General features: G+C 39.8%; 24 protein-coding genes. 13 read left to right on the forward strand and 11 right to left on the reverse strand.

Features of this window, described 5'->3' with window-relative positions:
• Positions 1–119 precede the first annotated feature (119 nt).
• The 3 genes from ACEVFT_RS12340 to fdhF are packed head-to-tail and all read right to left on the reverse strand — an operon-like array spanning position 120 to position 4,599.
• Positions 120–1,166, reverse strand: coding sequence for an Mrp/NBP35 family ATP-binding protein (locus ACEVFT_RS12340; protein WP_393950077.1), 1,047 nt, complete (start codon positions 1,164–1,166; stop codon positions 120–122).
• Between the two features lie 12 nt (positions 1,167–1,178).
• Positions 1,179–1,658 carry a helical membrane plugin domain-containing protein gene (locus ACEVFT_RS12345; protein WP_393950079.1) on the reverse strand — a complete coding sequence of 160 codons (480 nt, stop codon included), beginning with the start codon at positions 1,656–1,658 and terminating at the stop codon, positions 1,179–1,181.
• A gap of 4 nt (positions 1,659–1,662) precedes the next feature.
• On the reverse strand, positions 1,663–4,599 hold the full coding sequence (gene fdhF / locus ACEVFT_RS12350; protein ID WP_393950081.1) for a formate dehydrogenase subunit alpha: 2,937 nt from the start codon (positions 4,597–4,599) through the stop codon (positions 1,663–1,665).
• A 579-nt stretch (positions 4,600–5,178) separates the two neighbouring features.
• Here fdhF and ACEVFT_RS12355 point away from each other — a divergent pair.
• Genes ACEVFT_RS12355 through moaA form a run of 3 tightly spaced genes read left to right on the forward strand, consistent with a single transcriptional unit; the run spans position 5,179 to position 7,371 of the window.
• Positions 5,179–5,526, forward strand: coding sequence for a Na-translocating system protein MpsC family protein (locus tag ACEVFT_RS12355; protein WP_036120650.1), 348 nt, complete (start codon positions 5,179–5,181; stop codon positions 5,524–5,526).
• 12 nt (positions 5,527–5,538) lie between these two features.
• A complete protein-coding gene (gene fdhD, locus ACEVFT_RS12360) occupies positions 5,539–6,354 on the forward strand; it encodes a formate dehydrogenase accessory sulfurtransferase FdhD (protein ID WP_393950083.1) in 816 nt (271 codons plus the stop codon).
• Positions 6,355–7,371, forward strand: coding sequence for a GTP 3',8-cyclase MoaA (gene moaA, locus ACEVFT_RS12365; RefSeq protein ID WP_205444023.1), 1,017 nt, complete (start codon positions 6,355–6,357; stop codon positions 7,369–7,371).
• A gap of 50 nt (positions 7,372–7,421) precedes the next feature.
• Here the strand turns inward: moaA and moaC are convergent, their stop codons facing one another.
• Genes moaC through ACEVFT_RS12380 form a run of 3 tightly spaced genes read right to left on the reverse strand, consistent with a single transcriptional unit; the run spans position 7,422 to position 8,978 of the window.
• Positions 7,422–7,904 (reverse strand): cyclic pyranopterin monophosphate synthase MoaC, encoded by a 483-nt coding sequence (gene moaC, locus ACEVFT_RS12370; RefSeq protein ID WP_036120641.1) that lies wholly within the window; start codon positions 7,902–7,904, stop codon positions 7,422–7,424.
• A complete protein-coding gene (mobA, locus tag ACEVFT_RS12375; RefSeq protein ID WP_205444022.1) occupies positions 7,897–8,487 on the reverse strand; it encodes a molybdenum cofactor guanylyltransferase in 591 nt (196 codons plus the stop codon). Before mobA ends, moaC begins: the two co-directional genes overlap by 8 nt.
• Positions 8,484–8,978 carry a MogA/MoaB family molybdenum cofactor biosynthesis protein gene (locus ACEVFT_RS12380; RefSeq protein WP_205444021.1) on the reverse strand — a complete coding sequence of 165 codons (495 nt, stop codon included), beginning with the start codon at positions 8,976–8,978 and terminating at the stop codon, positions 8,484–8,486. Before ACEVFT_RS12380 ends, mobA begins: the two co-directional genes overlap by 4 nt.
• A 107-nt stretch (positions 8,979–9,085) precedes the next feature.
• Here ACEVFT_RS12380 and ACEVFT_RS12385 point away from each other — a divergent pair, with 107 nt between their 5' ends.
• Genes ACEVFT_RS12385 through moaD form a run of 5 tightly spaced genes read left to right on the forward strand, consistent with a single transcriptional unit; the run spans position 9,086 to position 12,595 of the window.
• Positions 9,086–10,102, forward strand: a complete 1,017-nt coding sequence (locus tag ACEVFT_RS12385) for a thiazole biosynthesis adenylyltransferase ThiF (protein ID WP_205444019.1) — start codon at positions 9,086–9,088, stop codon at positions 10,100–10,102.
• A 13-nt stretch (positions 10,103–10,115) separates the two neighbouring features.
• On the forward strand, positions 10,116–11,405 hold the full coding sequence (locus ACEVFT_RS12390; protein ID WP_205444018.1) for a molybdopterin molybdotransferase MoeA: 1,290 nt from the start codon (positions 10,116–10,118) through the stop codon (positions 11,403–11,405).
• Entirely contained in the window at positions 11,369–11,893 is a 525-nt protein-coding gene (gene mobB, locus ACEVFT_RS12395; RefSeq protein WP_205444016.1) for a molybdopterin-guanine dinucleotide biosynthesis protein B, read from the forward strand. Before ACEVFT_RS12390 ends, mobB begins: the two co-directional genes overlap by 37 nt.
• Positions 11,890–12,369 carry a molybdenum cofactor biosynthesis protein MoaE gene (locus ACEVFT_RS12400; protein ID WP_393950087.1) on the forward strand — a complete coding sequence of 160 codons (480 nt, stop codon included), beginning with the start codon at positions 11,890–11,892 and terminating at the stop codon, positions 12,367–12,369. Before mobB ends, ACEVFT_RS12400 begins: the two co-directional genes overlap by 4 nt.
• The gene (moaD, locus tag ACEVFT_RS12405; RefSeq protein WP_205444013.1) at positions 12,362–12,595 is read left to right on the forward strand and encodes a molybdopterin converting factor subunit 1; all 234 of its coding nucleotides are present in this window, start codon (positions 12,362–12,364) and stop codon (positions 12,593–12,595) included. The genes ACEVFT_RS12400 and moaD overlap by 8 nt, the downstream gene beginning before the upstream one ends.
• A gap of 37 nt (positions 12,596–12,632) precedes the next feature.
• Here moaD and modB read toward each other — a convergent pair whose 3' ends face one another.
• Positions 12,633–13,289 (reverse strand): molybdate ABC transporter permease subunit, encoded by a 657-nt coding sequence (gene modB / locus ACEVFT_RS12410; RefSeq protein WP_205444011.1) that lies wholly within the window; start codon positions 13,287–13,289, stop codon positions 12,633–12,635.
• Between the two features lie 3 nt (positions 13,290–13,292).
• Complete coding sequence (gene modA / locus ACEVFT_RS12415) at positions 13,293–14,078, reverse strand: molybdate ABC transporter substrate-binding protein (RefSeq protein ID WP_393950090.1); 786 nt, start codon at positions 14,076–14,078, stop codon at positions 13,293–13,295.
• Positions 14,079–14,241: 163 nt separating this feature from the next.
• Between modA and ACEVFT_RS12420 the strand changes: the two genes are divergently transcribed.
• The 3 genes from ACEVFT_RS12420 to ACEVFT_RS12430 all read left to right on the forward strand — a co-directional run bounded on the left by ACEVFT_RS12420 (position 14,242) and on the right by ACEVFT_RS12430 (position 16,777).
• The gene (locus ACEVFT_RS12420; RefSeq protein ID WP_393950092.1) at positions 14,242–15,168 is read left to right on the forward strand and encodes a substrate-binding domain-containing protein; all 927 of its coding nucleotides are present in this window, start codon (positions 14,242–14,244) and stop codon (positions 15,166–15,168) included.
• A 232-nt stretch (positions 15,169–15,400) separates the two neighbouring features.
• Positions 15,401–16,027, forward strand: a complete 627-nt coding sequence (locus tag ACEVFT_RS12425; RefSeq protein WP_393950097.1) for a trimeric intracellular cation channel family protein — start codon at positions 15,401–15,403, stop codon at positions 16,025–16,027.
• Positions 16,028–16,081: 54 nt separating this feature from the next.
• Positions 16,082–16,777 carry an SIR2 family NAD-dependent protein deacylase gene (locus ACEVFT_RS12430; protein ID WP_205444005.1) on the forward strand — a complete coding sequence of 232 codons (696 nt, stop codon included), beginning with the start codon at positions 16,082–16,084 and terminating at the stop codon, positions 16,775–16,777.
• A 30-nt stretch (positions 16,778–16,807) separates the two neighbouring features.
• Here ACEVFT_RS12430 and ACEVFT_RS12435 read toward each other — a convergent pair whose 3' ends face one another.
• The 3 genes from ACEVFT_RS12435 to crcB (ACEVFT_RS12445) are packed head-to-tail and all read right to left on the reverse strand — an operon-like array spanning position 16,808 to position 17,858.
• Entirely contained in the window at positions 16,808–17,155 is a 348-nt protein-coding gene (locus ACEVFT_RS12435) for a hypothetical protein (protein ID WP_048392463.1), read from the reverse strand.
• Between the two features lie 14 nt (positions 17,156–17,169).
• The gene (gene crcB / locus ACEVFT_RS12440; protein WP_054550415.1) at positions 17,170–17,499 is read right to left on the reverse strand and encodes a fluoride efflux transporter CrcB; all 330 of its coding nucleotides are present in this window, start codon (positions 17,497–17,499) and stop codon (positions 17,170–17,172) included.
• Entirely contained in the window at positions 17,496–17,858 is a 363-nt protein-coding gene (crcB, locus tag ACEVFT_RS12445) for a fluoride efflux transporter CrcB (RefSeq protein ID WP_257960802.1), read from the reverse strand. Before crcB (ACEVFT_RS12445) ends, crcB (ACEVFT_RS12440) begins: the two co-directional genes overlap by 4 nt.
• Before the next feature lie 915 nt (positions 17,859–18,773).
• On the opposite strand from crcB (ACEVFT_RS12445), the gene ACEVFT_RS12450 reads away from it, so the two are divergent.
• Positions 18,774–20,516: an ABC transporter ATP-binding protein gene (locus tag ACEVFT_RS12450; RefSeq protein ID WP_205444002.1), complete on the forward strand. Its 1,743-nt coding sequence runs from the start codon at positions 18,774–18,776 to the stop codon at positions 20,514–20,516.
• On the forward strand, positions 20,513–22,246 hold the full coding sequence (locus ACEVFT_RS12455) for an ABC transporter ATP-binding protein (protein ID WP_393950095.1): 1,734 nt from the start codon (positions 20,513–20,515) through the stop codon (positions 22,244–22,246). Before ACEVFT_RS12450 ends, ACEVFT_RS12455 begins: the two co-directional genes overlap by 4 nt.
• Positions 22,247–22,284 lie beyond the last annotated feature (38 nt).

The raw sequence follows: 22,284 nt of genomic DNA on the forward strand, positions 1-22,284 counted from the left end.
GCTGGCGGAACGGAAATCAACCCCTCACCTTGCAAAGTTGCTTTTTCTGCCGTTGACATCATCTTTTTTCAACAACATGAAGCCCTTGATTTGTTTTTACACAAATCAAGGGCTTCATATTATTTATAAAGCAGATCTTCTGCTAAATGAGTAAACACTTCACCGATTATCGACTCTTCATCATAGACCGAGGAACCTGTATTTTCCTCAGGTTGAGCGAAAGGAATCTGAGCTATCACATGTGTCTGCAATAAATCTGCTAACTGTTCTGCTCCACCTTGTCCAAATAGATAGTTTTTTTGACCATCTGCTCCTTCAAAATAGGCCATGTTTTCAACAACACCAAGAATCGTGTGTTTTGTATGTTGAGCCATCAAGCCTGCACGAGAAGCAACATGAGAAGCGGCAAGATGCGGTGTTGTCACGATGATTTCTTGAGCTTGTGGAATCATCGCAGCCATATCAATCGCTACATCTCCTGTACCAGGTGGTAAATCGATGAGGAGATAATCTAAATCTCCCCATAGTGTGTTGACAAGGAAATTGCGAATCCACTTATTGAGCATAGGACCACGCCACATAACAGGCTGGTTGTCATTTGTAAAAAAGCCCATCGACATCATTTTTACGCCGTGACGTTCTACTGGAATCGCCGTTTGATCAAGCATGGTAGGCTTTTGGTCAATCTTCATCATGGCAGGGATACTGAAACCATAGATATCGGCATCTAAAATACCTACACGTTTACCAAGACGAGCAAGAGCAACCGCTAAATTGATTGTTACAGTAGACTTTCCAACACCGCCTTTACCACTTGTGATGGCAATGAATTGAACGCCAGAATTAAGCAGTAGCATGTTCGGCATTCCTTGTTCAGTTACATTTTTTGCTTGTAGAGAGGCAGTTAATGTGCGTCGCTCCTGATCTGTCATAGCGCCAAAGCTAATGGTAACAGTGGAAGCACCAAGCGCTTGTAATGCCTCCTCCACATCTTGCTGTATTTTTGCCTTTAACGGACATCCTGGAATGGTCAAAATAATATCCAGCGCTATACGGTTGTCATGTATTTGGATGTTACGCACCATATTCAAATCTACGATACTTTGATGGAGCTCAGGATCATTCACTTGTTTCAATGCGTTTACAACATGTTCTTTTGTTAACATATAGGAACCACCTTATTCTTTTAAGCCTTTGCCAAGTCCCTTTAAGAAATGGACCCCAAAATTGAGCGCGCGATTGACATCTGGATCATTTAACATTTTCATCAGCTTAAAGGCACTTACTTTTTCATTCGATTCAAGTGCTTTGCTTGCTTCATCTACGCCTGTATTTAAGCCTTCGATCAGCTTAGTCGTTGTTTCAGGATTGAGCTCCGTCAATGCACCTGCAACACCCATTAAATTGTTAATAATATTGGTTACAGGCTTACGTGTTAATTGACCAAGTGCAACATGGGCGACTTCTTCTTTGGCTTCAAGTAGCTTCATTGCTGCTTCTAGTGCACCGATATCATTTAATTCAGCCATAATACTAAACACTTGATTGACCGTTTCTTCATTATCAGAAAGTAGTTTTTTTAGATTGTCTAATTTTTGTTCCTTTAGTTGTTCTTCCGTTAATTGTTGTTTTTTAATGCCTGTAATGGGTACAGCCATGCTCTCACTCTCTTTCGTTAATGGTTGTTAAGTGAACGTAGCCAGGACGATTCCATTTTCGTTGTACCTCAACACCATTTTGAGGATGACGCTTTTTATAGCGTGGGTTCGTGCGAGGAAGTGGTGATTTTCCTTTTGCTTTTAGCACCTCTACTCGTACTTTTGTTTGTTTATAAGCTGGTGTTGATGTATTTACGTCTGCTGCAGGACCTGTTAGGAAGTTAATGGCAGAATCTTTGCTAACAGAGTTCATTGGTAAGAATAATTCGTTTCCTTGTACGCGATCTGTAACAAGAGCATTTAGCTTCAAGGCACCATATGGAGACACTAAACGAAGTAGGGCTCCATCTGCAATGCCTCGTTCTTTCGCCAATTCTGGTGATACTTCAACGAAAATTTCAGGTACTTTCGATTGAATACCTTTCGATTTATTAGTTAGATTTCCTTCATGGAAGTGTTCAAGCATACGGCCATTATTAATATGACAATCGTATTGTGCTTCAAACTCAACAGGTTGCACCCAATCATTTAAAGCAAAACGAGCTTTTTTGTCAGGGAAGTTAAAGCCATCTTCATATAATAAGGGCGTATCCTTACCATCATGGCTACCCCAACAGAAGCTTCCCCAGCCCTCTAGAACCTCATAGTTGGCTTGTGAGAAGAGGGGAGACAGGCTGGCCATTTCATCAAAAATGTCACTTGGGTGATCATAATGCCAATCTGCTCCTAAACGACGAGCAACCGCTTGCAAGATTTCCCAATCTGCTTTCGACTCACCAAGTGTTGGTAATACTTGATACAGGCGTTGAACGCGGCGTTCTGTATTCGTGAATGTACCTTCTTTTTCAAGCGAAGGCGCAGCAGGTAAAATCACATCTGCATATTGTGCTGTGCGTGATAGGAAACAATCTTGGACAACGAAAAAGTCAAGCTGTGAAAGCACCTCATCTACATGGTTAGCATTACAGTCAACAAGTGCCATATCTTCACCCACTAAATACATTGCTTTCATTTTCCCTTCCATAATCGCATCTAACATTTGCATATTATTTCGACCAGGCTGTGGTTGAATAGGGACACCATAGGCTTTTTCGAATTTTGCACGTGCCTCGTCATCAGTGACTCTTTGATAACCTGGCAGTAGATTTGGAAGTGTCCCCATATCGCAGGCACCTTGCACATTGTTATGGCCGCGAAGTGGGTAGGCACCAGCACCTGGACGACGATAGTTCCCCGTTGCTAAAAGTAAATTTGAAATCGCCGCGGATGTATAGGAGCCACCAGTATTTTGTGTTACACCCATGCCCCAAAGCACACATGTCCCATCTGCATCACGAATCATTTCAGCCACTTCGATCAATGTTTCTTTACTAATACCCGTCATTTCTTGCGCATAATCAAGTGTATAGGTTGCAAGTACTTGTTTAAAATCTTCATAATGAAGGACGTTTTCTTGAATAAACGCTTCATCATGCCAACCTTGATCAATGATATATTTGGTAACAGCCATTAACCAAACTTGGTCAGTACCTTGCTTTGGACGCATAAAGATGTCGGAACGCTCAGCCATTTCATGCTTACGAATATCGGCAACAATTAATTTCTGACCATGTAATTTATGCGCACGTTTCACACGTGTTGCTAAAACAGGGTGTCCCTCAGCTGGGTTAGCCCCAACAATAATGACAAGCCCAGCCTTGGCGATATCTTTGATCGTACCAGCGTCACCGCCTAAACCTACTGTACGTAATAAACCGTCAGTAGCAGGGGATTGACAATAACGAGAACAATTATCGACATCGTTTGTTCCAAATAACTGACGTGCCATTTTTTGAATTAAGTAATTCTCTTCATTTGTAATTTTAGAAGAGGAGATAAAGCCAACAGAACCTGGACCATATTGTTGTTGAATTCCGCCTAGTTTTGTTGCAATTAAATCCAATGCTTCATCCCACGATGATTCAACAAACTCATCATTTTTACGAATGAGTGGTTTTGTAATACGTTCCTCAGAATTGACAAAATCCCAGCCGAATTTCCCTTTGACACAAGTAGAAATCGCATTTACTGGACCTTCAGAAGGCTGTACTTTTAAAATTTTTCGGCCCTTTGTCCATACTTCGAACGAGCAGCCTACACCACAGAAAGTACAAACTGTTTTTGTTTTTTTAGTGCGTTTACTACGCATAGCTGCTTCCACTTCGGAAACGGCAAAAATACCGCTATAGCCCGGTTCAACTTCCTTAATTAAACTGATCATCGGATCTAACATATCCTGTTTCAGACCAGTCATAAATCCAGCCTCTCCAAGCATGGATTTTTCCATTAAGGCATTACATGGGCAAACGGTTACACATTGTCCACAACTTACACAGGAAGAATCATTGATGGCAACGCCCGTATCCCAAATAATACGTGGTCTTTCTGCTTCCCAATCAAGGGATAATGTTTCATTCACCTGTAGATTTTGACAAACCTCTACGCACTGACCACAAGCAATACATTGGTTAGGATCATAACGATAAAATGGATGTGACATGTCCACTTCATGAGGTTCCACTTTTGGTTGGTATGGATATTTTTGATGCTCGATTTCCATTAATTCGGCCGTGTTGTGTAATGTACAATTCCCGTTGTTGTTATCACAAACTGTACAGTACAGTAAATGATTTTCGAGTAGACGGTCCATCGCTTCTGTTTGTGCTGCTTTCGCTTTGTCAGAAGTTAGTAATACATTCATGCCGTCTATTGCCTTTGTGGAGCAGGAACGAACTAATTGGCCATTCACCTCCACGATACATGTATCACATGTCTCGATTGGGTCAACAGCGGGCACATGACAAATCTGTGGATGTGGAATGTCATGTTGATTAATGGTATCAAGGATTGTAGCTCCCTCTTTTACATCATACGATACGTCATTAATATTAATTTGAGTCAAGATAACTTCCTCCTTTTGCACTTTGAGACTAATCGGACAACATGTTGCAGCTTAAGACAAAAAGGGAATAACAAATCGAGTTGGTTATTTTTGAAAAGATTGTCTTGTTATCATTGTAATTCCCAATTGTTCTTGAAGCTACCTCAAAATAGGCAAATTGCTAGATCATAACAAGTTATCCATGTCTCGGCTATTCAAAAAAAATAAAAAAATCCACCATGAAATTACATGTTCTAGACATGCTAATAATTCATGGTGGATAAAATTCTTAGCAGGCCTTGCTAAAAACTCAATCTACTTTTATTTTTTAATAACAATAGAATTCAACTATTAAAAACACTATGCAACATCGTGACATAGGGATCAAAATAAATCAATTCCATTTGTGATATGAATATTATAGCCCTTTCCTTCAAAATGAACAATATTTATCATAAAATTTATTAAATGAGAATTATTATCAAGAAGTATTTTCTCTTTTATTTTTTTAAAAGTTGCTATATCATTAACAAACTGTAAGGGTGGCCCACATAACCATTTGCCTAAAAAAAGTTTAATTACGATGGGAGAATCGTTGCTATGTCTAAAAAAATACATGAATTTAATGACATGATTCGAAAGTTACGCAAGGAAGTGTTTGGTAAAGGTCCTGAACGTATTCATACCGTTTTTGTCGAGAATATGGCTGTCTCTACTTTATACGGGAATATTACACCGACAGAAAAATTTATTGCCAGTACACCTGAAGGACTGAAAATGGTGCATGCTGCAAGGACGAGTATGATTCAAGATTTATATACACAATCGCCACCAGAGGGTATGGAAGAATTGATGGGCAGCAAATTACTTCACTTATTTTCAGATATTAAAATTGAAGAGGATTTTGCGATTTCCGTCTTTGTTTTTGAAAAGAATATCAGTGAATAAAGGGGATGCCTTATGGATCGAGCAATAACAAGAAAAATTGTGCGTGTTGAAGGACAACAGGTGAAAGAAATGGATGATTTAATCGTCTCAGAATACGCGGTGACCGTAAAAATAAATCAGCAAGAATTTGTCACAATGGTATGTACACCAGAGTATGTGGAAGATATGGTTATCGGCTACTTAGCATCTGAACGAGTCATTCGTAGCTTTGAGGATATTGAAGAAATTTGGCACCAGGAGAAAGAAGGTTTTGTGCATATTAAAACAAAGCATGTCAATCCTTATTACCAACAGACGCAAAACAAGCGCTATATTACCTCTTGCTGTGGGATGAGTCGACAAGGGTTTGTGTTTACGAATGATGCATTAGTAGCCAAAAAAATGGATGAAGTCCATGTCCAAATAACGACCGAAGATTGCTTCCGTTTAATGCACGAGATGCAGCATGATGCCGACATTTTTAAGAAAACGGGTGGCGTGCATAATGCTGCACTATGTGATGTGAATGGCATTGTCTTAAGTCGCATGGACATTGGTCGTCATAATGCTTTAGATAAAATTTACGGCTATTGCCTACGTAACAATATCCGTATGGAAGATAAAATCATCGTCTTTAGCGGACGAATATCGTCGGAAATTTTACTAAAGGTTTCCAAAATAGGCTGTGCCATTGTACTATCTAAATCAGCACCAACCGAATTAGCATTGCAATTAGCGGAGCAGCTGGGTATTACGACGGTTGGCTTTATTCGACAACACGCATTGAATATTTATACACATCCACAACGCATCCTATTACCAGCTAATGAATTGAAAGAAGGAGATTAAATGACGAATCTACAAGACCAATTACACAGACCGTTAAGAGATTTAAGAATATCCGTGACAGATCGTTGTAATTTCCGTTGTCGCTATTGTATGCCAGCAGAAGTATTTGGTCCAGATTACGCATTTTTACCATCTGATAAAATATTAAGTTTTGATGAAATTGAACGATTAGTAAAAATCTTTGTTTCATTGGGCGTGAAAAAAATACGGATTACAGGCGGAGAACCATTGTTACGTCGTGATTTGCCCGAATTAATTGCCCGTATTCACCGCATAGAGGGTGTAGAAGATATTGCTTTAACAACCAATGGTTCGTTATTAAAAAAATATGCACAGCCATTGGCACAAGCAGGCTTAGCGCGAGTTTCGGTTAGTCTAGACTCACTTGATGATGAGCGTTTTTTTGAGATGAATGGTCATCGAGGCAAGGTATTGCCTGTGTTAGAGGGAATTGAAAAGGCTGCAGAAGCGGGCTTACAAGTAAAAATTAATATGGTTGTTCAAAAAGGGAAAAATGAACAAGATATTGTTACAATGGCACAATTTTTCAAAGAAAAACAACATATTCTACGCTTTATAGAATATATGGATGTAGGGAATTCAAACGGCTGGCGCTTGGATGATGTGGTGTCCAAAAAAGATATTATTGAGCAAATCCATCAGATTTCACCGTTACAGCCAGTAGCCCCCAATTATAAGGGAGAAGTGGCAACACGTTATCAATATCAAGATGCCCAAGGTGAGATTGGTGTAATCTCGTCTGTGACGGATTCTTTCTGCTCCAATTGCTCACGTGCTCGTCTCTCTGCAGAAGGATCATTATACACTTGTTTATTTGCGACAGAAGGCACGGATTTAAGAGAACTATTACGTTCAGGGCAAGATGATGCAGCTATCATCAAGTGTATTACGAATGTTTGGGAAACAAGAAATGATCGTTATTCAGATGAACGTAATGAACAAACCATGGCAAAAAGGAAAACGTCAAAAATTGAAATGTCTCACATTGGGGGGTAACGTGAAAAAAACAGAAAAAAATCGGCACAATAATGCCGAATTTTTTCTGTTTATTTATGCACAAAAGTGCCACTTTTCCCACCAGTTTTTTCAACAAGATAGGTTTCTTTAATGACCATCGTCTTATCAACGGCTTTACACATATCATAAAAAGTTAGTGCAGCGATCGACACAGCAGTGAGGGCTTCCATTTCAACACCCGTTTTTCCACTACATTTAACAGTGGCTTGAATATGGAGCTCATAGCCATTTTCTGCTTTTTCATAGTCAAACTGGAAGTCTGTGCCCTGTAGCATGATGGGATGGCACATGGGAATGATATCAGCCGTTTTTTTAGCACCCATAATCCCTGCAATTTGCGCAACTTGCGTCGGATCACCTTTTTTAATGCCACCTTGTTGGATGGCTTCATAGACCGCATCGGATAATATAATCGTACTGCGAGCAATGGCTGTACGTGTTGTGATTTCTTTTGCCGAGATATCGACCATTTTAGGACGACCTTCTTCGTTCCAGTGTGTAAAATTATTCATTGTTAGACTCCTTTTTACTTGTTTGTGACCAGTCTTGTTGTGCATTGATATTGATAAATGTTGAGTTATCGTCATCAAAAGGAACATAACAGACACGAAGTTGCTCTAAAAGCACTTTCATACTCCGTTTGTTTTGTGCCGTTAATTGTGTCGCCTTTGGTAAAGCAGTACGTCGATATAATGCAGCTAATGGCTGATCGCGTAGCGCTTGCGTCGGAACAATGGCATCATAACTGTCATTAATCAGCCCTAGCATTTTTTGGATAAATTTTGCATTCATATAAGGCATATCGCTCGCTACGACAAAAAACCATTCCACATCAGGATAGGCTATCATGATATGATGCAAGGCAAAAAGAGGGCCTTGATGTGGCTGCTTTTCAATGACCCATTGGACATTTTCCTGTCCAAACTGATGTTGTAAGTGCGCATTTGTAGCAATAATAAGAGGATCTAGCTGATTTTTTTGCAGGGCTATGAGACTATGCTTATATAAAGGCTGCCCAGCAAATGTCTCAAACATTTTTGGCTGACCATAGCGAGAGGATTGACCGCCAGCTAACACAATACCAGCAATTTTCATAAGCGATGTAACTCACCGACAAAATGTTGAACAGTAGGCACTATAAGCTTCGTCATAGCTAAAGTCACCGCATTAGTGGAACCTGGTAAAACATAAATGGCTGTTTGCTGAAGACTCCCAGCAGTGGCACGACTAAACATCGCTCTTGGGCCAATTTCTTCATAGCTGAGCGTTCGAAATAATTCACCAAACCCCATCATTTCTTTTTCAAACAGAGGCAGAATGGTGTCATAGGTTTGATCTCTTGGTGTAAATCCTGTTCCACCAGTGACGATAATGGTATTAATTGTTGGATCACTGCACCAATTTGTAACATGACGAGCGATATCCAGTGGTTCATCCTTTGTTAGTTGGTAGTCCACTACTTCAAATGCAGCTTCTTGAAGTAAGGACTGAATACGTTGACCAGCATGATCATCTGTCTTTGTGCGTGTGTCACTGATCGTTAAAATAGCAACTTGGATTGGTTGCTGTTGATGTGTGGGATGCACAGGTAGGACCTCCTTCAAATGCGTTTTGCTAAAAAACATTGCTTTTATTATAATGCTATAAATGAAAAGGTCAAACGAAAATTCATAGAAAGAAAGGCCTCATACTTATGCAAAATAGATATTCTAGACAACAATTATTTCACCCTATTGGACAAACAGGGCAACAGTCCCTCCAACAAAAACACGTCCTTATGATAGGCGCGGGTGCATTGGGGAGTGCTAGCGCAGAAGCACTTGTGCGTGCTGGTATTGGTAGGCTGACCCTCATTGATCGTGATTATGTAGAGTGGAGCAACTTACAAAGACAGCAATTATATACAGAGCTAGATGCACAAGAAAAAATGCCCAAAGTCATCGCAGCTAAAAAGCGCCTTCAACAAATTAACACAGAGGTAGAAATCCATGTCGGCATTATGGATGCTTGTACCGAGTCCTTGCTACCATTGCTAGAAGGTGTAGATGTGATGGTCGATGCGACCGATAATTTTGATGTTCGCTTTGTCATGAATGACCTTGCACAAAAGTATCGTATTCCTTGGGTATATGGCTCTTGTGTTGGAAGTTATGGCGCGACCTATACGATTGTGCCAGGCAAAACACCTTGTTTGCATTGCTTATTAAACGTGATGCCCCATACTGGGATGACTTGTGATACGGTAGGAATTATTAGCCCAACGGTCCAAATCGTAGCTGCTTATCAAGTGGCAGAGGTTTTAAAATTGCTTGTTGGGGATGAGAAAGCCTTACGAAAAAGCTACTTAACGTTTGATGTTTGGCAAAATCAACACTATGAAATCAATGTAGAGAAAATAAGGCAGGCTGATTGTCCATCTTGTGGCGATAAGCCGACATATCCTTACCTGTCCTATGAAAATCAAACTAAATTACAGATACTTTGTGGCCGTGACGCGGTCCAAATTCGACCACCAAAGCCCATTCACTATTCGTTCGACCAACTGGCAAACCAGCTTCGTTCCTATGGTGAAATTCAGGTCAATCCTTATTTGCTATCTTACCAAGCTGAAGATTACCGAATCGTTATTTTCCAAGATGGGCGAGTAGTAATACATGGTATACAAGATATACAAAAAGCTAAAAGCATTTATTATCGTTTATTAGGATAAAGGAGTGTGCCAAATGTTAGAAAAAAGACAACCAATTCCTGTGGCAGAAGCTGTTCATCGTGTAATGGACTACGCCTTTCAAGCACAAAAGGAGCATGTGTCATTAACACAAGCTCATGGGCGATTTATCGCAGAAGCTGTTAAAGCTGATCATGATGTACCAGCCTTTGATCGTTCGCCGTATGATGGCTATGCCATTCGTTCCATTGATAGTCAAGAAGCCTCTTCACAGCATCCCGTCCGTTTTCAAGTTGTTGGAGAAATTGGGGCAGGCTATGTCTATGACGAAGTAGTTGGGGATCATCAAGCTGTCCGTATTATGACGGGAGCACCGATACCACAAGGGTGTGATGCAGTGGTCATGCTAGAATTAACCCATACATTTGAAGAAAATAATCAGAAGTATATGTCGATTAAACGGTCTTTTGAAGCAGGTACTAATATTTCCTATAAAGGGGAAGATGTGCAGCAAGGCGCAGTCCTCATTGAACAAGGCCAATATATTAACCCGGGTGTGATGGCCTTACTTGCTACTTTTGGCTATGAGCAAGTACCCGTTTTTCGTAAAACGGTTATTGGTGTGATTGCCACTGGTAGCGAATTACTAGAGCCAGGTGAATCTTTACAGCCAGGCAAAATTCGAAATAGTAATGCCTATATGATGATGGCTCAGATTGAGCGTGCTGGAGCAGAAGTAAAATATTTCGGCAAGTTTAGCGATGATCTTACATTATGTATTGAAAACGTCGAAAAAGCCTTACAGGAAGTAGATATTTTAATTACAACAGGAGGCGTTTCCGTAGGTGATTATGATTATTTACCAGCCATTTACGAAGCGATTGATGCAAAGGTATTGTTCAATAAAGTAGCGATGCGTCCAGGTAGTGTGACAACGGTTGCGGCTCGCAATGACAAATTATTATTTGGACTTTCTGGTAATCCCTCAGCCTGCTATGTTGGCTTTGAGCTATTTGTACGCCCGATTATTCGCACTGCATATGGGAATAAACAACCACATTTACGCAGAGAGCAAGCTATTTTAGGGGCGGATTTTACAAAGCCTAATCCCTTTACACGCTTTGTACGAGCTAGTATCTATTATGAAAAAGGGCAGCTCGTCACTAGCCCATCTGGCTTTGATAAATCGAGTGCAGTTTCATCTTTAGCGACAGCCAATGCGTTCATTGTTTTACCAGGTGGCTCTAGAGGCTATGAAAAGGGTATGCAAGTGGATGTCCTTTTGCTAGAAGATTTGCAGGGAAGTGAATGGCCTTGGGACAACATCGAAAAATCTTACAGATAGTTGGCTATCAAAATAGTGGGAAAACGACATTGATGGAGCAATTGATCAAGCAGGCTACAATGGAAGGGCTACGAGTAGGAACCATTAAGCATCACGGACATGGTGGTGTGCCGATGATCGAAACCTCGAAGGATAGTAGTCGTCATGAGCTGGCAGGTGCGGTTGTCACAGCAGTGGAGGGGGCAGGTACTTTACGTATGAGTATTCACCAAGATAGCTGGCAGTTGGCTGATATACTAACAATCTATGAGTCCCTTCCACTGGATATCATACTGATTGAAGGGTATAAAAATGAACATTATCCGAAGGTTGTGTTGCTGCGCACTGCTCAGGATCAAGTGCTGCTACAGCAAGTAGCCAATATCCTCTGTGTGGTTTATTGGCCAAGCTATCTACTCGATCCATCCTTAACAATCCCAGCTTTTTCGATTCATGAAGAAACACAATATATGGAATTTTTGTTGACAGAAATGAGGGGAAAACTATGACGACAGCGTTATTTGAAATTATCGATCAACCGATTGATGTGGAGGAAGTAAGAAAAAAAGTCCTTAGTCGAAATGCTGGGGCCATTACATTATTCATCGGCACCGTGCGTGAAATGACGAATGGTAAAAAAACAATGCATTTGGAATACCAAGCCTATCCTGCGATGGCGATTAAAATGTTTGAACAGATTGCGAAGGAAATACAAGAAGAGTGGCCAGAAGCAAAAGTGGCCATCACCCATCGTGTTGGTCATTTAGCTATTTCTGATATTGCTGTAGTGATTGCTGTGTCATCACCGCATCGTAAAATAGCTTATATGGCGAATGAATATGCAATTGATCGCATAAAACAAATTGTGCCGATTTGGAAAAAAGAACATTGGGGGGACGGGACAGAATGGATTGGTGATCAATTAGAAAATATTCCCTATCCACAAGGGAAACCAGCCATTCAGGAGGAGGAAAACGGTGATTAACATTTTATTATTTGCCCATCTACAGGAAGCGGTTGGTGAGTCAAAGCTAACAGTAGAGCTGTCAGATGTGACAGTTGCGCAATTAAAAGAGTGGATGGAAAAGCACTATCCCCAGCTATCATTACAACAGATAATGACGGCGATTAATGAGGAATTTGCAACGGATACCACGATTGTCAAATCTGGCGACACAATCGCCTTTATTCCACCCATCAGTGGGGGATGATCAAAAAGAGGTAGTTGGCTTGAACCAACTACCTCTTTTATACTTTCAGGATATGAATGCTAAGAAGCAAAAGGAAGGAAATAGCGATCATGCACAAAACCCATGTCCAGGCAAGAGTCATGTTTCCCGAATCAATCGCCATATAAATCGCTAGCGGTGTTGTTTGTGTTTTCCCTGGAATATTCCCCGCAAACATGAGAGTCGCTCCAAACTCACCTAAAGCTCGTGTGAAGCTTAGAATCCCACCAGATACAAGTGCCTTTAATGCAAGGGGGATGGACACATAAAGAAAGACCTGCCATTCATTCGCCCCATCCACACGTGCTGCATTTTCAATATCTCGATCGACAGAGGCAAAGCCAGTTTTAGCCGATTGATACATTAATGGAAAGGCAACAATCGTAGAAGCGATGACAGCCGCCCACCATGTGAACATGATAGGTTGATCGAATAGCCAGATAATGAAATTTCCTAACAGACTATTTTTCCCGAAAATAACGATGAGCAGGAAACCGACTACTGTAGGAGGTAGTACTAAGGGTAATAGCAACACCGTTTCTACCACTAGTTTGCCTTTGAAATGATGAGCTGCCATCCATTTACCCATTAAAATACCTGCTATAATAGCGATGATCCCTGCAACAAAGGCTATTTCAATCGAAAGCCTAAGTGGAGACCAAAAATCGGTACTCATCTTTTATTGAGCCCCTTTAAACCCATACTTTTCAAAGACATCCATAGCTTCATCACTTTGTAAGAATTGATAAAAATTTTCCGCCTCTTGCGCATGCTTACTAGCTTTTAGAACACCTACAGGATAAATAATTGGTGCGTGCATAGCATCATCAGCAGTTGCAACGACATTGACTTTATCAGAGACAAGGGCATCTGTTTTGTAAACCATTCCAGCATCCACATTTTCTGTTTCTGTGTAAGTAAGTACTTGACGTACATCTTTTGTATACACTACTTTCGATTCAAGTGAATCCCAAAGTTGCATATTTTTTAATGTGTCCACGCCATACTGCCCAGCAGGAACCGTTTCGGGTGTACCGAGTGCAATTTTTCCTGCTTGTTGTAAATCTTCAAAGGATTGAATTTGCTTTTCATTGTTTTTAGGAACGATTAATACCAATTCATTGGCTAAAAGATCTGTTCCTTGCTTTTGATCGATCATTTCTTTCTCTACAAGAGCATCGAATTTATCTTCTGCTGCTGAAAAGAAAAGATCGGCAGGAGCACCCTGTAAAATTTGTTGCTGTAATGCACCTGAACCACCAAAGTTATAGAGGATGTTGATTGTATCGTGTTGCTGTTCATAAGTTGTTTTCAGTTCTTCTAAGGCATCCTGTAAACTAGCTGCGGCAGAAATCGTTAATTCAACAGGTTCGTTTGTTGCCACCTCTTTTTCTTGGTTACCACAGGCTGCTAAAAGACCAACTAATACTAACAGTGTCGCAAATAAACGATAAAATTTTTTCACTATGAATATACTCCTTTTATAACTAGTTATAACAAGACATGACTAATTATAATCAGTTATAAGTAAAAAAGAAAGATAGTATTGGTAGAAAAATTTCAAGATGTTCATAAAGCTTTAAATACGTTACCATGTAAATAGAGGCTTATAGGAGGAGAACTTTTACATGTCACAAGAACAATCCTATACGATTGAAGAGGTTGCACAATTATTAAAGGTTTCAAAATTAACGATTTATGATTTAGTGAAAAAGGGAGACTTGCCGGTTTTCCGTGTAGGGCGGCAAATGCGGGTAGATCGTGCTGACTTGCAAACCTATATACAAAAACGAAAAACAGGTAGTGCGCCAGCTGTGCCACAGGCATCCGTAGCTACTCCAACTAAAAATCACGCGAAAATTATTATAAGTGGGCAAGATTTAGTGTTAGATATTTTAGCAAAATATATTGAGAAACGACGATCTACGAAAGTATTACGTTCACATGAAGGTAGTTTCAATGGTGTGATGGCACTGTATCATGGAGACTGTGATATTGCGAGCTTACATATGTTTGATGGGGATACAGGAGATTATAATACCCCTTATGTAAAAAAGATCTTTGTGAGCCATGCATTTGTCCTTATCAATGTCGTATCACGTAAAGCAGGTTTCTATGTTCAAAAGGGGAATCCGTTGGAAATTCGCACATTTGAAGATTTTCAAACTAAGACATTCACACTTATCAATCGTGAGAAAGGTTCAGGGGCTCGTACTCTGTTAGATGAGCAATTACGCATTCACGATATTGCACCATCCACGATTGCAGGCTATTCACAGGAAGAAATGAGCCACCTCGATGTCGCCTCTGCTGTCGCAAATGGACGTGCAGATGTTGGGATAGGAATTGAAAAAATCGCCAAGCTTATCCAGGTAGATTTTATACCGGTTGTCACCGAACGTTATGATATGGTGTTATTAAAAACGCCTGAGAATCAACCACTAATTGATGCGGTAAAAGAGATTTTGAATGCACCTGATTTCCAATCGGAAGTAGCTGCATTAGGAGATTATGACGTCTCTCAAATGGGTCAAGTCATGTATGAAACGCTATAATCAAAAATTCATATTGAGTTTAACAAAAAAATCAATTACAATTTTAACTAGGAAATTTTATGGTCGTTGTGTCATTTAACTATTGCATAGCTTCTATATAATTTTTTATGATACATGGTGAGATGGATAAATTAGTAGGTACTACTGCTAGAATATTAGCCCACCATAAAATAGTTTGCGTAATCAAAGCGCAACTATTTTATGGTGGGCTTTTTTGTATATTAAAAAGGAGATGGATTATGTGACATGGTCAGTATTACATATCATTGGCATTATTGCCTACGCCATTAGTGGAGCATTTGTTGCGTTACAGGCCAAATATTCTTTTATTGGCATATTTGTGCTTGGTCTTACAACTTCCTATGGTGGTTCCATTATCCGCAACGTTGTACTGGATATCCCTGTGTCAGATATATGGGAGCGGCAATCCTTATTAGTCGTTTTAGTCACGCTGACGGCTATTTTATTTGTCAAAAGGAATTGGATTCACCACTGGAACCGCTGGGGCTATTTCTTTGATTCGATTGGACTGGCTTCGTTCGCTATTCAAGGGGGATTATTAGCAAAAAGCTTGCATCACGACCTCGGCATCATTATTATAGCGTCGATGTTTACGGGTGTTGGCGGAGGCATGGTTCGAGATTTGTTAGCGGGTAGAACGCCACTTGCATTGAGAGAAGAAATCCATGCTGTCCTAACATTTGTATGTGCCCTTTGGATATGGTTAGGGTGGGACAGCCCGCTTGAATTGTCAGTCATTGTTATTTTTATAGTAGTGATTCGCATGTTATCTGTGAATAATAAATTAAAATGGAAGCCTCCTTTTAAACATTCCTATAAGAATGCAGAGGAAAAATAGGTTGATTGTCGAAATAGGTGAAGGTAGTTTTAATACGAAAAAAGGAGGGGGAAAATGGCAATAGAACGTTTACGTGAGTGGTTACTATCCTCAAATAATACAGTGATTCTATCAGGAGCGGGCATGTCAACAGAAAGTGGAGTTCCTGATTTCCGTTCAGCATCTGGTTGGTGGAAACAAATGGATCCAAGAACTGTCGCGACAACGGAAGCATTAACAGATCATTACTCATTATTTCATGAATTTTATAAAACACGTATCGAAAACCTAGAAAAGGCGGCTCCCCATGAGGGGCATCTTATATTAGCTGATTGGGAACAAAGAGGTCTAGTGTCTCTAATCGCTACTCAAAATGTGGATGGCTTTCACCAATTAGCGGGAAGTCAATACGTCGAGGAATTACATGGTTCCATTCGGTCTATTCGTTGTCAACGTTGCCAGCAGGCTGGTGGTATGGAAAGCTTCTTGAACAAGCCTAGTTGCACCCATTGCGGTGGGAAACTTCGTCCAAATGTCGTGCTATTTGGAGAAAGCCTACCACAAGCAAGCTGGCACCGTTCCATGGAGGAAATTAAAACAGCTGAACTTGTCCTTGGAACGAGTCTTGAGGTATATCCCGTCAATCAACTGCCTATGATGACAACAGGAAAAACCGTTTATATTAATATGGATATTTCACAGCAGACAACCCCATTTGATCTGACGGTGAGGGGGAAAATAAAAGAAGTGTTGCAAAAACTTCAAATTTAAAAAAGGCGCCCTTGCAATTTCAAGTGGCGCCTAAAACATTTGAGGTAGAAATTCCCTCATGAATCGTTGATTTTTTCGTAACCAAATTTTCAAAATCATGCGATGTGTTAACAGTTTATGCCTTTTATTTGGTCTCGCCTTTGCTTCTATGAGGCTCTGTAAAAGAATACAAGTTTCAGTTGCAAAAGCTTGAGGTTCAACGAGAACATCCAACTTGTAATTAATTAACTGGGCTGTCTGAACCTTGGCAAGTAATTGCGCAAATTGTGTATTCATGGTAGCGTAATTTTCCTCTAATTCTAGGTCAATCAATGCATAGAGCGTTTGCTCTATTTCAACTTCTAATTCCTCCAATAACTCTTTTGACGGCTGTGTCACTAGTTCACCCTCTTTTATACGACTAGATAACCAATAGCTGCACAAAGTACGCCAATTAGCAAGGTACTGGCAATATAGCTAATGGCTTGTCTCCATTTTTGTTGTTCTATAAGCTGTAGACATTCAAATCCAAAAGTAGAAAAAGTTGTGTAGGCTCCTAAAAAACCTATGCCCATTAATTGCCATAACCAATCACTAAGATGTAGGGCAAATAAGAAACCAAGCGCAAAGGAGCCTGTACAATTAATAATAAAAGTCGCCCATGGATAGGGATGTACAAGTAATTTTCCTAAATAAAATCTAGAAAGAGCGCCAAAAAATCCACCAATTCCGACTAAAATCATGCAATACGCCCCCTAGCAAGTCGTATTCCCAGCCATGTGCAAGCTAATCCACCTAAAACACTCACTGTAACATAGAGTACAGCCTGTAGCCACTCGCTATTTTCTAGGAGTAATAGTGTCTCTAAGGAAAATGTCGAAAAGGTAGTAAAAGCTCCACAAAACCCTGTACCTACTCCTAGTACAATAGGTGTGCGTTTTATAAATGAAGTAAAAAGCCATGCTAAGCAAAAGCAGCCCAGTAAATTAATAAACAGTGTTGTGAATGGAAATATTTCTGTATTGGGAACGGCGAGACTCAGACTATATCGACAGATGGCACCAAGAATTCCACCAATTCCCACGGCTAGAAATGACCTCAACATAAAAACCCCTTACTGAAAATGACTATAATGAAAGTGTATCATGAGACAAAAATTTTAGAAATATTTCAATTCAAGTTATGTCCCAAAATCGATTGTTAAAATGTATATAGTGTATAGAAAGTTATAGATGCGCATGAAATAATATTTCGAAATATTATATGTGGAAATTGAAATATTTTTTATTACAAGGACAATTCTTTGTCCCTCTTATGTGAAGCCGTTGACGGAAAACCCGGTGACGGCTAATCCATAAACGGAAATCCCGACACTACTAAATAATAAATAACTAAATAATAATTAACTAAATAAAGATGATGAGATAAGCATATGGAAGGAGTGCAACAGACGCAAAAAGAATATTCTATTGTCTACTACTGGGTATCAAAATCTCTAGCCTTGGATTTCAGTCTTTAGGTTAATGTTTGTGCCATAGAATTATTGTAAGGTTATAGATAATACTGTAATTTTAAGCATGTTCTCCCTTTGATTCCTTAGAGCATTTCAATGCTTTAAAGCGCTAACTATTTCCTGAAAATGATAAAAAATAACAGGGTGATAGTTGACAAATATTTCTATAGTGTGATAATCTTCAAGAACACTATAACAAATAAACTAAAGGAGGGCATGACAATGTTCATTTTATCAGTATCACATTCTATCACAGTTACATACATTGTCCATGCCTAACATTTATTTAAAATTGCAGAAAAAGGTATGGAATTATCCTGCCTTTTATAAGAGACACTTACTCTTTTAGGGTATGTGTCTTTTTTTGTGCAAAAAAGGTTGTAGTGAAACAAAAAAGGAGTGTATGTATATGCGAAACACAGTACGACGAATGATTTTCAAAAAGGAATTTCTAGAAAGTGGGTAGCCACCCACAACAGCACGGAGGAAAGAAGGTTATGATGTATGTTTGATGTGTTAAGTAAATTAGGCTGGTTCTTTAAACAATACTGGAAGCAATATACGGTTGCTATTGTTTTACTGATGGTTGCTAGTGGATTAGAGGTTGTTCCTCCATATTTACTCGGCTCAATTATTGATCTATTGACTACAGGAGCGATGACACCAGCTATTTTAACTAAGTATGTATTGATTTTTATTGGGATTATTATTGGGGGCTATTTATTAAATTTTGTGTGGCAATTCCGACTATTTGAAGGGGCTATCAACCTTGAGAAAATTTTACGTCGAAACTTGATGCAGCATTTTTTACGCATGACCCCAACGTTTTATGAGAAAAACCGTACAGGCGATCTCATGGCACGTGCAACAAATGATTTAAATGCCGTATCCATGACAGCTGGTTTTGGCATTATGACATTGATTGATTCAACGGTTTATATGGGCTTTATCATTTTTGCGATGGGCTATATGATTTCGTGGAAGCTCACATTTTTTGCGATGTTACCAGTCCCTATCATGGCGATCCTCATTCAATATTTAGGGAAAATTGTTCATGAGCGTTATATGAAGGCACAAGATGCTTTTGGGGAGCTAAACGATAGTGTACTTGAATCTGTGGCAGGTGTGCGAGTGGTGCGCGCCTATGTGCAGGAAAAAAAGGATGAGGCTAATTTTGCGGATATGAGTGAAGTCGTGTATGCGAAAAATATTCATACAGCTAAAATCAATGCTTTATTTGGCCCGATTACAAAAGTCGGAACAGGTATTAGCTATGTGGTAGCACTTGGCTACGGAGCTCATTTAGTAGCAACGGAAGCGATGACAGTTGGACAATTGGTCACGTTTAATGTTTATTTAGGTTTAGCTGTTTGGCCAATATTTGCGATTGGCGAGCTCATCAATGTTATGCAGCAGGGGAATGCCTCACTAGATCGCGTACAGGAAACATTGAACTACGAGGCAGATGTTCGAAATATTCCGAATCCGCAAATGATTGCGACACCGAATGCGATTGGCTTTGATGCTTTAACATTCCAATATCCAATGAGTCAGGTGAAAAATCTACAGCAAATATCACTGTCCTTGAAAAAAGGTCAAACGCTCGGCATTGTTGGTAAAACAGGGGCAGGTAAAACAACCTTCCTACGCCAATTATTGCGAGAATACCCAATCGGACAGGGACAGCTTTCCATTGACGGTATCGATATTACCGCTCAAACGAAGGAGCAGATTCTCGACTGGATTGGTTATGTGCCGCAAGATCATGTGCTATTCTCACGGACTATTCGTGAAAATATTTTATTTGGGAAAGAAGATGCGACACAAGCAGAATTACAGCAGGCGATTCATGCCGCGTATTTTGAAAAGGATTTAGGCAATCTACCAATGGGCCTTGAAACACTTGTTGGAGAAAAGGGTGTCTCTCTTTCAGGTGGTCAAAAACAACGTGTATCCATTGCCCGTGCATTAATTAAAGATCCTGAAATTTTAATGCTGGATGATTCCCTTTCAGCTGTCGACGCGAAGACGGAGGCACGAATTATTGAAAATATTCAGCGTGAACGTCAAGGTAAAACAACCATTATTACAACGCATCGCTTGTCTGGTATTCAGCATGCGGATGTCATCATCGTATTGGATGATGGGCAAATTGTAGAGCAGGGAACACATGAGGAACTTCTTGCGCAACAAGGATGGTATAAAGAGCAATTTGACCGTCAGCAGCTAGAAGGAGGTGCCTCATGAGTACGAGTCAACGTTTAATACGCTATGCGATGTATTTTAAAAAGCCGATATTATTAGGCTTATTCTTCCTGACAATTGCCGTATTTACGGAGCTTGTTGGGCCATTTATTGCGAAACATATTATTGATCATTACATGACGATCGGTCATATTGAAATCAAACCGATTACATGGTTGCTCATTGTTTATCTATTATTAGCCATTGCAACGGCTATATTACGCTATTTTATGTATATTTATTTGCAAATCGGTGCAAACCGTGTAATCCAAAAATTACGTCAGGATGTCTTTGAACATATTCAAACTTTACCGATCCAGTATTTCGACAATTTACCAGCAGGTAAAATTGTTGCTCGTGTAACGAACGATACAGAAGCAGTTCGTAATTTATATGTACAGGTATTATCCAATTTTGTGACGAGCTTCATTTCTATTTTCGGGGTGTATATCGCACTCTTTATTTTAAATTGGAAAATGGCAATGCTTGCTTTAATAATGATTCCCATTGTTTATGTGTGGATGATTTTGTATCGAAAAATCGCCTCCAAATATAACGATGTCATTCGTACAAAAATCGCAGATATTAATGCCATGATTAATGAATCCATTCAGGGCATGACGATTATTCAGGCATTCCGTCGCGAGCAACAAATGACGAAGGAATTTGATGATATGAATAATGAGCATTATGCTTATGGACGTAAGCTATTAGTGCTTGATTCAGCGACTTCCTTTAACCTTGTGAATACGTTAAGGCTCATTATGTTTACCGTGTTTATTTTCTATTTTGGTACACAGTCATTTACAGCTACTGAAGTGATTTCAGCAGGGACATTGTATGCGTTTGTCGATTATTTAACAAAGCTGTTTAACCCAATTACGAATATCGTCAACCAATTTTCTCAGCTTGAGCGTTCTCTCGTTGCAGGGAAACGTGTCTTCGAGGTGCTAGATACAGATGGAGAGCCTGTTTCTGAAAAGAGCATTCCACGATATAAAGGAAATGTGGTCTTTGAAGATGTTTCCTTTGCTTATAAAGACAATGAATATGTGCTGAAAAACCTATCATTTGAAGCACATCAAGGTGAAACAATTGCCTTAGTTGGTCATACAGGCTCAGGGAAAAGTTCCATTATGAACTTGTTATTCCGCTTCTACGACCCGTCAAAAGGTAAAATTACCATTGATGGCATTGATATCACCTCTGTTCCTCGTCAAACGATGCGTGAACATATGGGGATTGTGCTACAGGACCCCTATTTATTTACGGGTACGATAGCGTCCAATGTTGGCTTAAACAACCCTCGCATCTCCCCAGAGAAAATAGAAGCTTCTTTAAATGCTGTCGGGGGAGAACGTGTTTTAGCGAACTTACCGAATGGCTATGAGGAGCCAGTCATTGAGAAGGGCAGTACATTATCATCAGGACAACGTCAGTTGATTTCGTTTGCACGTGCACTTGCTTTCGATCCAGCGATTTTAATATTAGATGAAGCGACATCGAATATTGATACGGAAACGGAAGAAATTATTCAGCATGCGATGGATGTCCTTAAAAAAGGGCGAACAACGTTTATTATTGCCCACCGACTTTCTACGATTAAAAATGCAGATCGTATCCTCGTGCTTGATCGAGGGAAAATTGTAGAAAACGGCACGCATGATGAACTGCTAGCACTTGGCGGAATCTATGACAAGATGTATCAAATGCAAGCGAATTCCTTACAATAATAGCTACGAAAAGCCCCACTTCAACTGTGAAGCGGGGC

The organism is Lysinibacillus sp. PWR01, assembly GCF_043359455.1.
Taxonomy (GTDB): Bacteria; Bacillota; Bacilli; order Bacillales_A; family Planococcaceae; genus Lysinibacillus; species Lysinibacillus fusiformis_F.

Bases quoted from the DNA above. Each gene is read 5' to 3' on its own strand.
- ACEVFT_RS12345 (WP_393950079.1), bottom strand. From the start codon at position 1,658: ATGGCTGTACCCATTACAGGCATTAAAAAACAACAATTAACGGAAGAA.
- ACEVFT_RS12455 (WP_393950095.1), top strand. From the start codon at position 20,513: ATGAGTACGAGTCAACGTTTAATACGCTATGCGATGTATTTTAAAAAG.
- crcB (WP_054550415.1), bottom strand. From the start codon at position 17,499: ATGATTTTAGTCGGAATTGGTGGATTTTTTGGCGCTCTTTCTAGATTT.
- ACEVFT_RS12355 (WP_036120650.1), top strand. From the start codon at position 5,179: ATGTCTAAAAAAATACATGAATTTAATGACATGATTCGAAAGTTACGC.
- ACEVFT_RS12400 (WP_393950087.1), top strand. From the start codon at position 11,890: ATGACGACAGCGTTATTTGAAATTATCGATCAACCGATTGATGTGGAG.
- modB (WP_205444011.1), bottom strand. From the start codon at position 13,289: ATGAGTACCGATTTTTGGTCTCCACTTAGGCTTTCGATTGAAATAGCC.
- moaA (WP_205444023.1), top strand. From the start codon at position 6,355: ATGACGAATCTACAAGACCAATTACACAGACCGTTAAGAGATTTAAGA.
- ACEVFT_RS12385 (WP_205444019.1), top strand. From the start codon at position 9,086: ATGCAAAATAGATATTCTAGACAACAATTATTTCACCCTATTGGACAA.
- mobB (WP_205444016.1), top strand. From the start codon at position 11,369: ATGGCCTTGGGACAACATCGAAAAATCTTACAGATAGTTGGCTATCAA.
- fdhD (WP_393950083.1), top strand. From the start codon at position 5,539: ATGGATCGAGCAATAACAAGAAAAATTGTGCGTGTTGAAGGACAACAG.
- ACEVFT_RS12430 (WP_205444005.1), top strand. From the start codon at position 16,082: ATGGCAATAGAACGTTTACGTGAGTGGTTACTATCCTCAAATAATACA.
- moaC (WP_036120641.1), bottom strand. From the start codon at position 7,904: ATGAATAATTTTACACACTGGAACGAAGAAGGTCGTCCTAAAATGGTC.
- ACEVFT_RS12390 (WP_205444018.1), top strand. From the start codon at position 10,116: ATGTTAGAAAAAAGACAACCAATTCCTGTGGCAGAAGCTGTTCATCGT.
- mobA (WP_205444022.1), bottom strand. From the start codon at position 8,487: ATGAAAATTGCTGGTATTGTGTTAGCTGGCGGTCAATCCTCTCGCTAT.
- ACEVFT_RS12340 (WP_393950077.1), bottom strand. From the start codon at position 1,166: ATGTTAACAAAAGAACATGTTGTAAACGCATTGAAACAAGTGAATGAT.
- ACEVFT_RS12425 (WP_393950097.1), top strand. From the start codon at position 15,401: ATGGATTATGTGACATGGTCAGTATTACATATCATTGGCATTATTGCC.
- ACEVFT_RS12420 (WP_393950092.1), top strand. From the start codon at position 14,242: ATGTCACAAGAACAATCCTATACGATTGAAGAGGTTGCACAATTATTA.
- ACEVFT_RS12450 (WP_205444002.1), top strand. From the start codon at position 18,774: ATGTTTGATGTGTTAAGTAAATTAGGCTGGTTCTTTAAACAATACTGG.